Origin of the sequence: Pseudomonas sp. IT-232MI5, from assembly GCF_949767845.1 — a bacterium.
In the GTDB taxonomy this organism is placed as follows: domain Bacteria; phylum Pseudomonadota; class Gammaproteobacteria; order Pseudomonadales; family Pseudomonadaceae; genus Aquipseudomonas.
The window spans coordinates 223,204-236,914 of the sequence record NZ_CATKQE010000033.1; the positions used below are offsets into that span (position 1 = coordinate 223,204).

The 13,711-nt window shown below is 58.6% G+C and carries 11 protein-coding genes; 4 read left to right on the plus strand and 7 right to left on the minus strand.

Translation table 11 applies throughout. The annotated features are described in order from the left end of the window. Positions 1-23: 23 nt before the first annotated feature. From ACM6JQ_RS17010 to ACM6JQ_RS17025, 4 genes are all read right to left on the minus strand, one after another. Positions 24-3,113, minus strand: coding sequence for an efflux RND transporter permease subunit (locus ACM6JQ_RS17010; RefSeq protein WP_414894276.1), 3,090 nt, complete (start codon positions 3,111-3,113; stop codon positions 24-26). Continuing rightward, the gene (locus ACM6JQ_RS17015; RefSeq protein WP_414894277.1) at positions 3,110-4,219 is read right to left on the minus strand and encodes an efflux RND transporter periplasmic adaptor subunit; all 1,110 of its coding nucleotides are present in this window, start codon (positions 4,217-4,219) and stop codon (positions 3,110-3,112) included. The genes ACM6JQ_RS17010 and ACM6JQ_RS17015 overlap by 4 nt, the downstream gene beginning before the upstream one ends. A gap of 324 nt (positions 4,220-4,543) precedes the next feature. Further along, positions 4,544-5,170, minus strand: coding sequence for a TetR/AcrR family transcriptional regulator (locus ACM6JQ_RS17020; RefSeq protein WP_414894278.1), 627 nt, complete (start codon positions 5,168-5,170; stop codon positions 4,544-4,546). Positions 5,171-5,228: 58 nt separating this feature from the next. Then, entirely contained in the window at positions 5,229-6,395 is a 1,167-nt protein-coding gene (locus tag ACM6JQ_RS17025; RefSeq protein WP_414894279.1) for an MFS transporter, read from the minus strand. Positions 6,396-6,489: 94 nt separating this feature from the next. On the opposite strand from ACM6JQ_RS17025, the gene ACM6JQ_RS17030 reads away from it, so the two are divergent. Then, positions 6,490-7,395: a LysR family transcriptional regulator gene (locus ACM6JQ_RS17030; RefSeq protein ID WP_414894280.1), complete on the plus strand. Its 906-nt coding sequence runs from the start codon at positions 6,490-6,492 to the stop codon at positions 7,393-7,395. An 85-nt stretch (positions 7,396-7,480) separates the two neighbouring features. Beyond that, positions 7,481-8,734 carry an MFS transporter gene (locus ACM6JQ_RS17035; protein ID WP_414894281.1) on the plus strand — a complete coding sequence of 418 codons (1,254 nt, stop codon included), beginning with the start codon at positions 7,481-7,483 and terminating at the stop codon, positions 8,732-8,734. Between the two features lie 257 nt (positions 8,735-8,991). Here ACM6JQ_RS17035 and ACM6JQ_RS17040 read toward each other — a convergent pair whose 3' ends face one another. Continuing rightward, positions 8,992-9,501, minus strand: a complete 510-nt coding sequence (locus ACM6JQ_RS17040; protein ID WP_414894449.1) for a hypothetical protein — start codon at positions 9,499-9,501, stop codon at positions 8,992-8,994. 237 nt (positions 9,502-9,738) lie between these two features. Here ACM6JQ_RS17040 and ACM6JQ_RS17045 point away from each other — a divergent pair, with 237 nt between their 5' ends. Both ACM6JQ_RS17045 and ACM6JQ_RS17050 read left to right on the plus strand, forming a co-directional pair. Next, positions 9,739-10,551, plus strand: coding sequence for a DUF1206 domain-containing protein (locus ACM6JQ_RS17045; protein WP_414894282.1), 813 nt, complete (start codon positions 9,739-9,741; stop codon positions 10,549-10,551). A gap of 134 nt (positions 10,552-10,685) precedes the next feature. Then, positions 10,686-11,588: a bestrophin family protein gene (locus tag ACM6JQ_RS17050; RefSeq protein ID WP_007913263.1), complete on the plus strand. Its 903-nt coding sequence runs from the start codon at positions 10,686-10,688 to the stop codon at positions 11,586-11,588. Between the two features lie 43 nt (positions 11,589-11,631). Here the strand turns inward: ACM6JQ_RS17050 and ACM6JQ_RS17055 are convergent, their stop codons facing one another. Then, entirely contained in the window at positions 11,632-12,411 is a 780-nt protein-coding gene (locus ACM6JQ_RS17055) for a MetQ/NlpA family ABC transporter substrate-binding protein (protein ID WP_095112128.1), read from the minus strand. Further along, complete coding sequence (solA, locus tag ACM6JQ_RS17060; RefSeq protein WP_414894283.1) at positions 12,408-13,586, minus strand: N-methyl-L-tryptophan oxidase; 1,179 nt, start codon at positions 13,584-13,586, stop codon at positions 12,408-12,410. Before solA ends, ACM6JQ_RS17055 begins: the two co-directional genes overlap by 4 nt. Positions 13,587-13,711: the final 125 nt, after the last annotated feature.

The following is a 13,711-nucleotide window of genomic DNA, read 5'->3' on the forward strand; positions in this document are numbered from 1 at the left end:
GGCCTCGATTGCAGGCGTTGTCACTACGCCAGTCTGACTGTTTCAGTCTGAACCTTGTGCTCAGAGCGGATCTTGAACCAGATGGAATACATCGCCGGCAGGAACACCAGCGTCATGATGGTGCCGACGAATGTGCCGCCAATCAGGGTGTAAGCCAGCGTGCCCCAGAACACCGAGTGTGTCAGGGGAATAAAGGCCAGGATGGCCGCCAGCGCCGTCAGCAGGACCGGTCGCGCACGTTGCACCGTGGCTTCGACCACAGCGTGGAACGGGTCCAGTCCTTCCAGCGTGTTGTGATGGATCTGCCCAATCAGAATCAGCGTGTTGCGCATCAGGATTCCCGACAGCGCAATCAACCCGACCAGCGCATTGATGCCAAACGGCTGATTGAAGATCAGCAGCGTCGGCACCACTCCAATCAAGCCTAACGGCGAGGTGAGGAAGACCATGATCATCGCCGCGATCGAACGCACCTGCACCATGATGATCAGCAACGTCATGGCGATCATGATTGGCAGCAAGGGCAAGATCGCCTTGCCCGCTTTGCCGGACTCCTCGATGGCACCCGCCTGCTCGATGCGGTAACCGGACGGCAGTGTCTCGATGATCGGCTGCAGCTGCTTGAGGAGCACGCCCGAAACATCCGGTGGCTGCAAACCTTCGGCAATGTCGCCCCGCACGGTGATGGTCGGCGTGCGGTCGCGGCGGCGCAGAATCGGGTCCTCCATGCGCACATCGACCTCGCCGATTTGCGACAACGGGATGCGTTGCCCTGCCGCGCCGACCAGGGTGAAACCTTTGATTTGCGCCGGGTCGAGCCTGATATTGCCGGCAGCACGTCCGACGACCTGCACGGAACGAATATCCTCGCGAACCGCCGTTATCGGTACTCCGCTCAGCAGGAACTGCAGTTGCTGGGCAACCGCATTCGAGGTCAGCCCCACTGCTTGCAGGCGGTCCTGATCGAGACTGAAATGCAAGGTCGGGGTCAGCGGTCCCCAGTCAGTGTTCACTGTTCTCATCATCGGGCTGTCTTGCAGCACGCCGCGAACCTGCTCGGCGATATCGCGTAGCTTCGCCGGATCAGGCCCCATCACCCGATAGGCAACCGGAAACGGCGAATAAGGACCAAAGACAATTTGCGTGGCCCTGACACGGGCCTCCGGTGCGAGGCCTTCGGCAACTGCTTCGCGCAGCCGTAACTTGAGGGTTTCGCGTGCTTCCTGACTGTCCGTGAGCACCACGATTTTGGCAAAAGAAGGATCGGGCAGTTCTGGCGCCATCGCCAGGAAGAAACGTGGCGCACCCTGGCCGATATAGGCGGTGACGATTTTGGCCTCATCCTGCTTTTGCAACCAGGCTTCGACCTTGGCGGCCGTGGCGCTGGTCTGCTCGATCGAAGTGCCGTAGGGCATCTGCACCTCGATCATCACCTCGGGGCGGTCAGAGGTTGGGAAGAACTGTTTCTTCACCAGTCCCATGCCTGGAATGGAGACGAAAAACAGCGTGACCACCGTACCTGCCACCAGCCATTTGCGAGCAATCACCGCGGTCAGCAGTCGGCGGAAACGGTTGTAATTCGGCGTATTGTAGATCGCCGCGTGGCCACCTTCGACCTTCTTGATGTCCGGCAACAACTTCACGCCCAGATACGGGGTGAACGCCACCGCGACGACCCAGGACGCGATCAACGCGATACCGACAATCCAGAACATGTTGCTGGTGTACTCGCCGGCAGTGGACTGGGCAAAACCGTTCGGCAAGAAACCGATTGCGGTCACCAGCGTGCCGGACAGCATCGGCGCCGCCGTATGGCTCCAGGCATACGCGGACGCTTTGATGCGGTCGTAGCCTTCCTCCATTTTCACCACCATCATTTCAATGGCGATGATCGCGTCATCGACCAACAGCCCGAGCGCGAGGATCAATGAGCCCAGGGTGATGCGATCGAAGTTTTTGCCGGTGGCGGCCATTACCACGAACACGATCGCCAGGGTCAACGGCACAGCCGCAGCGACCACCACCCCCACCCGCCAGCCCATGCTGAGAAAACACACGAGCATGACCACCAGCAGCGCGACAAAAAACTTGACCATGAACTCGCCGACAGCGGAGTCGATATTGACCGCCTGGTCGGTGACTTTGGCGAGGGTCATGCCCAATGGCATTTGCGCATTGATCCGCGCGGTCTCCGCATCCAGCGCCTTGCCCAGATCCAGACCGTTCCAGCCCTCGCGCATCACCACGCCCAGCAGCAAAGCGTCTTCACCGTTATTGCGCACAACAAAAGTGGCCGGGTCTTCATAACCGCGTTCAACCGTCGCCACATCAGAGAGCTTGAGTGTGCGGCCCTGCACGGAGACCGGTGTGTCGCGAATTTTCTGCACCTTGTCGAAAGCACCGTCGAGACGCAGAAACACCTGCGGCCCACTGGTTTCGATGGAGCCGGCGGGCGTCAGCACGTTCTGACTGTTCAGCGCGGCGAAGATGTCCTGCGGTGACAAGCCGAGAGTCGCCAAGCGGTCATGGGAAAACGAAACGTAGATGCGCTCGGCTTGCTCACCGATGATGTTGACCTTCTTCACCCCCGGCACATGCAGCAGACGCTGGCGCATGGCTTCGGCATCACGCACCAGCAAGCGCTGCGGCTCGCCTTTGGCTTTCAAGGCGAACAGCGCGAAAGTCACGTCGGAAAACTCATCGTTGACCATCGGCCCGATTACACCGGCCGGCAGCCTGATGGCTTCATCGTCGAGCTTCTTGCGTGCTTGATAGAACTCTTCCTGCACTTGCGAGGGCGGCGTGCTATCGAGCAACGACACCATCGTGAACGCCAGCCCCGGACGGGTGTAGGTTTCCGAGCGATCGTACCACTTGAGTTCTTGCAGGCGCTTTTCAAGGGGTTCGGCGACCTGATCCTGCATCTCTTGCGCAGTCGCACCGGGCCACGCGGTAATGACCGTCATCTGTTTGACCGTAAACGGTGGATCCTCCGCACGTCCCAGTTGAAAGAACGACAACGTCCCCGCAACGGCAATCAGAAAGATCAGGAACACGGTGATCGCCCGCTCACGAACCGCGATGGCCGAAAGGTTGAAGCGCCCCTGGCTCATGGGCGACTCCCGGCAACGCTGGCTTCGCTCTGTTGCGGCAATCGCACCTCTTCGCCATCGCGCAGCAGATGTGCGCCCAACGCTACAACCTGCTCACCGGCAGTGAGGTCGCCGGCGATGCGCGCCGAATCATCGCTCAACCCCAGCACCTTAACCGCTCGCCAAGCCACCTTTGCCGGTGTTCCGGTGATCACCCACACACCGGGTCCTTTGCCCGGGTCGTAAATCGCGGCGATGGGGACTTGTAACGCCTGTGTCTGGGAGGCGCCCTCGGCAATGCTGAGGGTGACGGTCGCACCGATCGGCGCGTTGGCCAGCGGCCCCTCAAGCACATAGCGCGCTTCGAATGTGCGCGTCGTGCGGTCCGCGGAGTCCGAAAGCAGCCGCAGTTTTGCCGTCACCGCCGCTGAATTGACCCCGTAGAGGCTGGCTTGTGCGGTGGAACCGGCTGCCGGACGCAACGTTTCGGGCAGATGCACGATGGCTTCGCGCTGACCTGCGCGCGCCAGTCGAACCACCGGTTGTCCCGGGCTTACCACTTGTCCAGGTTCAGCGAGTGTTTCCACTACCACGCCGTCCGCATCAGCAACCAGCAACGCATAACCTGAAGCGTTACTCGCTACGTCCGCTTGCGCCTGCGCGGCGTTGAGCTGCGCCTTTGCAGTCTCCGCAGCGGCTCTGTACTGGTCGTAGGCTGATGCCGAAATGGCGCCAACGCCGACCAGTTTGCGATAGCGAGCCTCGTCGTCGGCTGTCTGTTTGGCGCTGGCGCGAGCCGCTATGACCGCCGCCTGCTGCGCCCGCGCTTGCAGTCCAAGGTCGATCGGGTCAAGACGCATCAGCGGCTGCCCTCGCTTGACGACCTCCCCCGTATCAACCAGACGTTCGAGCACTTTGCCCGACACGCGAAAACCCAAGTCGCCCTGAACGCGCGCCGCGACCACTCCGGTGAAAGAACGAGCGACATCGGGTGACGCTTGAACCGCAGCGGATCTGACCAGCGGCGCCTGGGTACGGGGATCTGCAACGCTGGAAGATTCGCCGCAGGCGCTCAGGGCGAGAGGCAGCAAGCATGCGGCAATGGGGAAAGGTCGGAGCCGGCGCATAGATTCCCTTACTGAGGAATAGGATGATCATCATATTCTCAGCCTTGTGACCAATATCGTCAATGGTCACAACCTGAGAAATAACTGCATCCTGGCCATCAGCAACATCGGACTACGGATCGACTGACGGGCCTGACTCGCTATTGCTAGGTCACCTGGCATCTAGACTTGTATGTAGCCATATCACTCATATGACCAACTCCGATAATGGTCACTTCCAGTTGAATGTATAGCTCTCCCGCCGCTCATGTGCAGGGAACAGGAACCATGATAAGAGGATGTCGCCTTGAATTGACTCGCCTGAAAATTCTGCTCAGGGAAGGGTCAAGGCATGAGGCTGCGCAGGATGAGGTTGGTCGTCAGCGTGGGCGCTTGTTCGATCAAATCCAGATTGTGTTGCAACAGCAGCGGGTTGACGAAAGGTCGCAACGCCAGATTGATCGCCTCGACCGTCTCGTCCAGCGGAGTCTTGCGCTCGAACTCCCCCGCTTCTCGCCCTTGACGCACGATATCGAGGATAAAGCCCTTGATCTGCGCTTCATACACTTGCGCACTGTTCCAGCGCTCCGAAGCGGAAAACGCCGCGATGTCGTAAAGCTTGCGGTCGTTGAAGAACAGATCCACACCCGTAGCGATCACGGTTTTCACCAACCTGCGCAAACGCTCGGTGGCTGAAACCGCTTCGGTATTAATCGCTTGTTCGACCGCCGCAGCAATTTGGCCCAGACAGTTGGCGCAAATGGCCTCGCCAATCGCTTGCTTGGAATCAAAGAACTTATAGATGTAGGCCTTGGAAAAACCGATGGCCTTGGCCAGGTCGGAAACCGTGGTTTTACCGTAGCCGTATTGGCTGAAGTGCTCATTGGCCGCGGCGACAATCTGGTCACGAATGTCGTGTTCGGCGGGGCCGCGAGTGCTCGGCGAGGAGGTAGATAGGGATGGCTGATTCATGGGGGCAGCTTACTCATCCTCTCGAATACTGACAACTCGCCGAGCATTGTTGAACGTGTTACACCACGGCGGCTTCAACCGTTCTGGAACGCCACGCAAACGCCAACACCATCAGCAGTCCCAGGCCAGCCATTGCCGCGCCGGCCAGGGAGATCGCGGGATAACCCAGCCCGCTGCTGATCACCGCGCCGCCCAGCGCCGCACCAATCGCATTGCCGAAGTTGAAGGCGCCGATGTTCACCGCCGAGGCCAGATTGGGCGCGTCCTTCGCCGCTTCCATCACACGCATCTGCAGCGGCGGCACCAGGGCGAAGCTGGCAATACCCCAGATCAGAATGGCCACGGCGGCCGGCAGCGGCCAGCGCATCAGTACGGTGAACGCCAACAAGACCAGAATCAGCACGCTCAACGAGACGATCAGGGTGCGATCGATTGAGCGGTCAGCGGCCTTGCCGCCCCACATGTTGCCCAGTGTCAAACCGACACCGTAAAGCATCAGCATGGCGGTGATGAAGGCGGTGGACGCATGGGTCTCGCTGCTGAGGATCGGTGCGATGTAGGTGAAGACGGTAAACATTGCACTCGAGCCGACGACGGTCAGGGCCAGCGCGGCCAGCACGGGGCCACGCCCCAATACTCGAATTTCCGCCATGACACCGACACTTTGCGGCGCGCGCACGTTGGGCAAGGCGAACCACAACGCGGCCATGGTCACCACGCCGAGGCCGGTAATCCCCCAGAAAGCGGTGCGCCAACCGAACATTTCGCCAAACCAGGCGGCCAGCGGCACACCGCCGATGGTCGCCAGCGTCAGGCCCATGAACATCGCCGCAACTGCTCCGGCACGTTTCTCCGGGGCGACCAGGGTGGCAGCGACGACGGAGCCAACGCCAAAGAAGGCACCGTGGTTCAGTGAGGTCACGACCCTGGCAACCATGAGGCTGTAGTAATCGGTGGCCAACGCTGACATCAGATTACCCAAGGTGAAAATCGCCATGAGCCCGATCAGCAGATAGCGCCGGGGAATCTTGCCGGTGGTCAGAGTCATCAGTGGTGCGCCGAGCAATACGCCCAACGCATATGCACTGACCAGCAAACCGGCAGCGGGAATGGAAACACCCAGATCCGCAGCGATACCCGGCAACATGCCCATGGGGGCGAATTCTGTGACGCCGATGCCGAAGGCACCGATGGCGAGTGCAACAAGTGGTGGATTGATACGCATGGAAAACTCCTTATCTATGCCGCCAATGCTACGATCCCGTCTTTTCAGGCGGTAGATAGCATTTTTGGCAATCACCTTTGCGTAGGAGGCACAAGTGGATTTCAACGGCAGGTCAGGTGAAATGAGCGTGTTCACCACCGTGGCGCAGGAAGGCAGCCTGTCGGCCGCCGCGCGTGCACTGGGCCTGACACCTTCGGCAGTCAGCAGGATCATCGCGCGCACCGAGCAACGGCTTGGCACCCGCCTGCTATTGCGCACCACCCGAGCGATCACCTTCACGGCCGAGGGCGAAGCGTTCCTGCGCGGCGCCCGGCGTATCCTCGCCGACATGGACGAGGTCGAAGACGCCATCGCCGATCAAGGCGTACCCAAGGGGCGATTGCGGGTCAGTGCCGCCCTTGGTCATGGACGCCTGGCCATCGTGCCCTTGGTCGCAGCCTTCAGCGCCCGTTACCCGAACATCGTCGTCGACCTAACCCTCGGCGACGAAGTGGTCGACATTCTCGGCGGGCAGGCCGACGTCGCGGTGCGCTTCGGCCATCTGCCCGACAGCCCGCTGACCGCACGCAGGATCGGCACCACCGGCCAGGTCGTGGTGGCATCACCCGAGTATCTGCAGCGCCACGGCGTCCCGCAGGAACCGGAAGACCTGCTCCAGCACAACTGCCTGCGCTTCAATTTCAAGCGTGCCGAACCCAACTGGCCATTCATCCGCGATGGCAAAGCGTTTTCCCTGAAGGTCAGCGGCAACATCGAATGCAGCAGTGGTGAAGCGCTGGCACAATTCGCGCGAGTAGGTGCCGGCATTGCCCGTATCGGAGAGTTCAGCGTGAGTGAGGATCTGCAGCGTGGCGACCTGATTGCGCTGTTGCAAGACTGGAATCCGGGGGATCAGGAACCGATTCATGCGGTGTTCGTCGGTGGCGCGGCGATGCCGGCGCGGGTGCGGTTGTTCGTCGATTTCTTGCTGGAACATCACCGGATGTCAGCGCAGGTATAAGCTGATATGTGCGCAGCGGTTGCGGGTAATTCGGCGCGGGCGAATGACATCCCGAACACAAGGTGCGGAGCAAGGAAGTCACCCATTGAGTACATTTCGAAAGTATCTTTGCCTGGACTTGTTACTTTGGATCTACCTCGGTTGCTGGAATACCACGCTACCGCTGATCATCGTGCAGCGAGGAAGCCTGCTGGAGCTGGCCGCCTACGAAACAGCACTCGCACTCGCGGCTATCATTTCAATGTTGTGCCTGGCGCCGCGTGTTGAGTCGATGCGCCGCAGTACGGCGCTTAAGGTCGGCTGTTTTGCGGTATTGATAGTGAGCGTATTGCGATACTTTTGTGCCGCAAACTGGTATTCGCTTGATGCGCTGATACTGATCGATGTGATCGCTGCATCGGTATTTGGAATGATTCAGCCTCTTTTGGGCATCTATCCTGCGGAAACCCTTGATAAACATCGTGCGCAGGCTGCATTTCGCGTCCGGCGCATCGTTGTTACTGTCGGCCGGGTTGCGGGGCCTTTGTTGGCAGGTATTGTGATTACGGTTTATTCACTGGAAATCTCGCTGCTATTCGTGTCGATCGTGGGATTGGTCATCGTGGTTTTAGGCATGGCGTTACCGGTCAGCGCAGCCCCTGCCCTGCAACCCCGAAAATCCTCAACCGATCTTGTTAATGACATGCTCTTGGGGCTTAAACTCAAATGCGTTCTACCGCCAGAACAATTTTTGACGTTTTCCGGATTACTGCTTGGTCTGGCCGTTACCGCGACTGTACCGATGCTGGTGCCAGCGCTCATACACACGCACGGCCTTGCTGAAGGTAGCGTTGGCTTGTTCAATGCGGTGTTCGCGGGTGGAGCCGTTGCAGGTGTGTTCTTTTTAAGCCCGCTGATTAGCAAAAAAGAAAATCAGCGCAACAAGTATCTTGGATGCTGGGCACTGTTAACGTTTGCACTCTGTGCAGCGACACCAGCCGACGAAATCTGGCTGTTGGGTACTTGCCTGTTTTTTGCCGGAGCGGCGAGTGCTTGCATTACGATGGTCGGAATGGACAAGAGGCTCATGTCGATCCCATCCGGCGTACGCGTACGACTAATGGCATCCACGTTAGTGATCAGTCAGCTAGGAAGTTCGGTTTCATTCATGATGACGGGCGCCATCATGTCCAGATCCGGCGCAACCAGTTTGATGTGGCTTTATCTCGGGGTATTTCTGATTATCGTCATGTATTCCGTGCGATCAAAAAAGATATGGCACTTCCTGGAAGATGACGCCGAGTCAGAGCTGTATTACGCGAAAAACCATCCGAAACTGGCGGCGATCATGAGTCCATGAAATTCGGTTGAGATATTGCTCACTCAAGGCGTCGATGTCCTGGAGAAGTCACTCAAGGTACTCAGCCCTGGCGACCAACTGATTCCATTTCTGGGCCAACGACCGGGCAATTCGCACGGGAGCCAGGGTTGTCCCAGTGTTCATTATCCGGCGTGGAGGAATTGATTCCACAAGCGACCTTTGTGCGAATGCATAAAAAAGGGCGCCTTTTCAGACGCCCTCTTTATTTACAGTGGGTGTTGCAGAGAAATAGCGGATCAGTGTGATTTCTTTGCTGTCGACGCTCCAGCTTTGCTCAACCCTTTCGAATTGTGATCCCCTGGTGTCGTGTCGGAGATGGCCGTCGCTTTGGTCACGCCGCGCGTATCTTTGGAATGGGCGACGCCTGAAGTCGTTGAGCCGTGACCGCTGTCACCATTGCGATCACTGCCATAGTGGTTACCGCTTTCGCCATGGTCGCGAGTGGCCTTGCCGGCATGATCACTACTGAGCCCATTGCCACGGCCGCTGCTATTGGCACTTCCGTGATCTGAACCGCTATGACCGCCACCCGTACCGCCGCCATGGCCACCGCCGTTACCACCACCATTGCCGCCGCCGTTGCCACCACCACCACCACCACCACCACCACCACCACCACCACCACCACCACCGTCCTTCGCGTAGGCAGAGTTCATGACAGAGATGTCAGCAGGGAGTAATGGGGCGGCTGCAAGCATCATGGCGCAGGACATGACAGCAAGGAGACTCTTATTCTTCAAAAGCATGATTGCTTCCATAGGGTTGATTTCGCGAAAGTTAAGACGCAATCCGCCCCTTATGGTTCAAGTCCTGCGACAGACGGAAGTCACTGTGCAGGCCCGATTCTGGGGGCAGCGAGTATGACTTGAGCAGGGCTCGCAGGACGTTCTCGATCTCTAAGCCCCTGCAGTGTTTTGACGGCTCATAGAACCCCTCCCGGCAAGAAGGGTCTGCTCTCCTATGACCTCTCAGGAATACGTCCCATGTCCGCGCAACACAACCTTGTCATCCTCGCTCGGGGAGGCTACGCCGCCCGGGGAATGCTGTATTTGATCATCGGTATCTTCGCGTTGCTCGCAGCTCATGACTCGACCAAACCAAAGGACAGCCACAAGAGTCTGGAGGCGTTGCTAAGCCAGCCATTCGGCTATTTTCTGGTGGGACTTGTCGTGGCGGGACTGCTGGCATTCGCCGCCTGGCGTGTCCTGCAGGCCACGCGCGATGTCGATCATCACGGCAAAAAACTCAAAGGTCTGGTGATTCGCACAGGGCTGTTTGTCGGAGGCTTGGTCAACGGTGCTCTGGCGTTCTTCGCATTGGGCCTGCTCATCAGCGGGATTAAAAGTTCGGGCAATTCCGCAGGACAAACCAAAGACTGGCTGGCGCATCTGCTGTCCTGGGAACACTCGAACTGGCTGGTGTACCTGATCGCCCTCATTCCGCTTGGGGTCGGCATTGCTCACATCTTCAAGGGCTGGAAAGCGTCGTTCGAGAAGTATTTCGAGGCCGACGAGGATGTCATGCGCTACGTCCGCCCGGTCTCCCAGTTTGGTCTGATCGCGCGCGGAGTGGTGTTTATCGAGATTGCATTGCTGCTGGCGGTCAGCGGTTCCACCTATCAAGCCATGGATCCACCTGGAATGAAGGAAGCGCTCGATGCGCTGCAGAATCTGCCCGCTGGCTGGCTGATTTTGATGGTGATGGCTTTGGGGCTGATTGCCTTCTCGGTCTACAGTTTGTCGGAAGCTTTCTGGCGCAAGATCAATATGGATGTGCCGGGCGTAGCGAGAACGTAAGGTTTAACGCCTTTAGCGATGATCACCCCGGACTAGTCGAGACGCCGATTGCCAGACTATTGACCGAACCTTTCCCCCGAAAACAGCGTCCGAGCTAAGGCGTTAACGCTTACCGCTCACCACGAGGTTTCCGTTTGAAAGCTGCCATCGTCAGAAAATACCGTTTGATCATCAAGACCCTGGGCTATGTCGGCTGGGCGTTGTTCTGGCTGCTGCTCTGGGACATCGCCGTCACCGTCGACTTCATGCTGTTCCTCAACGCTAAACTGAATCTGCCATTAATGCCCCTGACCTTATTGGGTTCGGCATTGATCGTGCTGATCAGTTTTCGCAACAGCAGCGCTTACAACCGCTGGTGGGAAGCACGGACGTTGTGGGGGTCGATGATCAACAATTCGCGCAGCTTCGCCCGCCAGGTGCTGACGTTGCTGGATGATCCCGATGGCGAGGTCAATCCGGTCAAGTCGACCCTGTTGCGCCGCCACGTCGCCTATGTGAATTGCCTCGCGGCGCATCTGCAAGGGCAGCCTTGCCCTGAGGAAGTCCGCGCGTTTATTCCCGCCGATGAGTTTGCCCGCAGCGGCACGACCAACAACTTTGCCAATGACATCCTCACCGGTTCCGCGACTTTGCTTGCACGGGAATACAAGGCCGGACGTCTGGACAGCATTCGCCTGGCGCGGCTGGAATCGACGCTGGTGGATTTGTCCAACAGTCAGGGCGGCATGGAGCGGATTGCCAATACACCGCTGCCCTACCCTTATGTGTATTTTCCACGGCTGTTTATTTCGCTGTTCTGCCTGATCGTCCCGGTCGGACTGGTGGAATCGTTGGGCTGGTTCACGCCGCTGGCCTCGACCGTGGTGGGTTTTATGCTGCTGGCCATCGAACGCATCGGCACCGACCTGCAAAGTCCGTTTCGCCACAGCGAGCATCAGATTCAGATGGAAGCGCTGTGTGAAACCATCGAAAAAAACCTGCAGTCGATGCAGCGTGATTCCTTGGGCGATGTGCGCAGGTTTGAAGAGATCGCTTGAGGATGTCGGGAGCCGTCAGCATTTCTGGCGGCTCCCGACGGCGTCAGAACGCCGGCACCACATCACCGTGATAACGCTCAAGAATGAACTGCTTCACTTGCGGTGAGTTAAGCAATGCGCCGAGTTTCTGCACCGCCGGCGCGTTGGCCTTGTCGCGACGCACGTACAGATAATTGGCGTACGGCGATTCCGAACTTTCGATAAACAGCGCGTCTTTGTGCGGCACCAGTTTGGCTTCCAGCGCGTAGTTGGCGTTGATCAACGCCATGTCGACCTGATTCAACACCCGCGGCAGCATAGCCGCTTCGAGCTCCTGGAACTTCAGATGCTTGGGATTGCTGACAATATCCAGGCGCGTGGCCATGATGTTGTCAGGATCCTTCAGGGTGATCAGGCCTTGTTTGGCGATCAGCAGCAGCGCCCGACCGGAGTTGGTCGGGTCGTTGGGAATGGCAATGGTCGCGCCATCCTTGAGTTCGCTGATGTTTTTGATCTTCTTCGAGTAGGCACCGAACGGTTCGATGTGCACGGCGACGATCGGCACTTGGTCGCTGCTCGGGCGGTCTTTTTTGTAGGCCTCGTAATACGGTTTGCTCTGGAAGTAATTGGCGTCGAGCAAGCCTTCATCGGTCTGCCGGTCGGGTTGAATGTAGTCGGAGAAGACTTTGACATCCAGCGTCACCCCTTCCTTGGCCAGTTCCGGCTTCAAGAACTCCAGAATCTCGGCGTGGGGCACAGGCACCACGGCGATTTTCAGGGTTTCGGCATAGGCATTGCCCATGGCGGCGACCAGCAGTGCTACGGAGAGCGCGACGCGTTTCACGATAGTTTTCCTTCGAAGCGTTTTAGGGAGAAAGAGGACAGATCCAGGTCGCTCGAGCCGCGCATGCACCACTGGGCAAATGCTTCGCCGAGCGCGGCGGAATGTTTGAAGCCGTGCCCGGAGCACGCAGAGACGAACAGGGTGTGTTGCAGCGACGGATGCTCGTCGATGATGAAATGCCGGTCTGGCGTCACGGTGTAGGCGCAGACCGCTGACTTGAGCACTGTCGAGGTCACGCCGGCGATGCGATCGTGTACCTGGTGCTCGTACATGTCCTGCGCTTCGGCCGCTGAAACCGTGCGATCGATGGCCTGCGCTGACGTTGAGGTGTGGTACTGCGCGGTGGCGATTTTCATGCTGCTTTCGCCGGGTAGCGCGGGAAAGCCGTAGTTGATTTTGTCGTCACCGCGACCGTGGGTGAAGATGAACGTCGGTGAGTGGCCGACCAGTCCGGCGTTCTCTTCCAGCTCGAACCAGAACAGCTTCTGCCGGTAAACGCTGAGCAGATTCTGATAGGGCTCACCGAGCAACTCGCCGTTCCAGTTGCCTGCGCTGATCACCAGTTTGTTGGCAAACAGCGTGCGGCGGTCCGTGATGACCGTGACATCCTCATCGTTCGAGCTGATCCCGGTGACGGTCTCGCCTTTATAAAGCGTCGCACCGTGTTGCTCGGCCAGTTTGAGCTGAACATCGATGCAGCGCTCGGGGCGCACGAAGCCTCCGCCCGGTTCAAAATAGCCGATGGCCGAGTCGTGCACGTTGGCGAATTGTGGGAAGCGCTGGCGAATCTGTTCGGCGGACAGGACTTCGTGCTCGATGCCGTAGGTTTGCGCCAGGCCGATGGTGCGCAGGGTGAAGTCGGTCTGATCTTCAGGATCGAATTCGGCGCTCGACGTCAGCACCAGCAACCCCGATTGCTCGAACAGCGATTCCCCGGTCAGGGCCTCCAGCTCACGCCAGATGCGATGAGAATTGCGCACGATCGGCACATATTGCGCGCCCTCGCCGACCGAAAGCCGGGTGATTCGAGTATCGCCATGGCTGGAACCGAGGTTGTGCGGCGGGTAATGACGATCAATACCGACAACGTTCACGCCCGCTTTCGCCAACTGATAAACCGTCGCCGCGCCCATCGCGCCCAAGCCCAGAACCACCACCTCATACCGCTCGGACATAAATAGCTACCTATCAAAAAGGCGCCAGTTGAGCGGTAAACCGTGGCGAATTCCAAGATTAAAAAAGCATATCCATATAGCTCAGCGCATCCATTGACCGCTCTGGGTCGGGCTACCTGGCGGTT

Coding starts and splice junctions, on each gene's coding strand:
- ACM6JQ_RS17025 (WP_414894279.1), bottom strand. CDS start 6,395: ATGCGTATCAATCCACCACTTGTTGCACTCGCCATCGGTGCCTTCGGC.
- ACM6JQ_RS17015 (WP_414894277.1), bottom strand. CDS start 4,219: ATGCGCCGGCTCCGACCTTTCCCCATTGCCGCATGCTTGCTGCCTCTC.
- ACM6JQ_RS17040 (WP_414894449.1), bottom strand. CDS start 9,501: ATGCTTTTGAAGAATAAGAGTCTCCTTGCTGTCATGTCCTGCGCCATG.
- ACM6JQ_RS17010 (WP_414894276.1), bottom strand. CDS start 3,113: ATGAGCCAGGGGCGCTTCAACCTTTCGGCCATCGCGGTTCGTGAGCGG.
- solA (WP_414894283.1), bottom strand. CDS start 13,586: ATGTCCGAGCGGTATGAGGTGGTGGTTCTGGGCTTGGGCGCGATGGGC.
- ACM6JQ_RS17020 (WP_414894278.1), bottom strand. CDS start 5,170: ATGAATCAGCCATCCCTATCTACCTCCTCGCCGAGCACTCGCGGCCCC.
- ACM6JQ_RS17045 (WP_414894282.1), top strand. CDS start 9,739: ATGTCCGCGCAACACAACCTTGTCATCCTCGCTCGGGGAGGCTACGCC.